We start from the raw sequence: 1,021 nt of genomic DNA, 5'->3' as shown, positions 1-1,021 counted from the left end.
ACTAATAGAGATCGCGGAGATCGGCCAACCTGCTTCCATCGCGGGCAGCGGCGGCCGGCCACCGCCCAGATCGATGTCTGCGATCATGACGCCGGCCACCATCATCGCGAGAATGGTCACGACCGATGGCAAGGGCGTCATCCACGTCGGTGCGGGCTTTGTCATCATTGTTTTAGTCCTTCCTGTGGCGACGCAGGCGCTGAATCCTGTTGAAACACTTGCGATTTATTCATGAAGAGGCCGAGTGGGCTCGCCGCTTCGCTGTTGCTGTGACGGCGGGTTTTGAGACGGCGCTGGTGAGCGAGCAACACGGCGGCCAGGTCAGCAACCTCGCGGGCGCAGCCCCACGACAGGGTGACGCCGGCGTCGCCGTGGCCGTAGTTGTGAACGATGCAAGCGTCGGGTTCGATCTGCAGTCGTACCCCACCTTCGCGGAACGGCTGCAGGCCCACCCATAGCGGGTCGAACGAGTCCAGTTGGGCAACCCGCAAAGTCGGCAGGAATTCGGTGCAGCGGTCGAGCATCTCGCGCAGCGGCGGGTAGTTGTCCAGCGTGAGATCGGTGTCGAATTTGCCCGGCTCCACCAGAGCGCCCAACAAAAGTCGATCAGCACCGCGGGGTGCAATGAAGACGGCGTCGTGGTTGTCCGTGCTCGGATCGCCGGCCACCGCGTGCACCGCGGTCACGCGCGGCATGGAGGTGCCGTCATTGACTACCCGTAACAGCGCAGCCCGGTGCGGTTGCACGGTCGGATCGCAGGCCAATTCGCGGGCTCCCAAACCAGAGCAGTTCACAATCAGGTCTGTCCCGAATTCGGCCAGCAGCTTGTCGTGCTGCTCGGCTAGCGGGCCGCAGATGCTGCGCCGAACGACGGTCACGCCGGCGGCTTGGGCCTGCCCAGCTAGCCATCTCAGATACTTGGCGGTATCGATGGTGGGTGCCGGATAGGAATAGGCGTCCACCACCCCACAGCCCGCGTTGACACCGTATTCGGCGATCAGCCCGACGTCGTGCACAAACC

At 63.7% G+C, this 1,021-nt stretch carries 1 protein-coding gene; it reads right to left on the bottom strand.

Annotated features, from left to right (window positions below; all coding sequences use genetic code 11):
- Positions 1 to 164: 164 nt before the first annotated feature.
- On the bottom strand, positions 165 to 1,021 hold an 857-nt coding region (locus AC5Y5O_RS32070; RefSeq protein ID WP_500028755.1), incomplete at its 5' end, for an FAD-dependent oxidoreductase.

Source organism: Mycobacterium sp. NGS40, from assembly GCF_059812735.1.
This window is presented reverse-complemented; position numbering and strand designations above follow the sequence as displayed.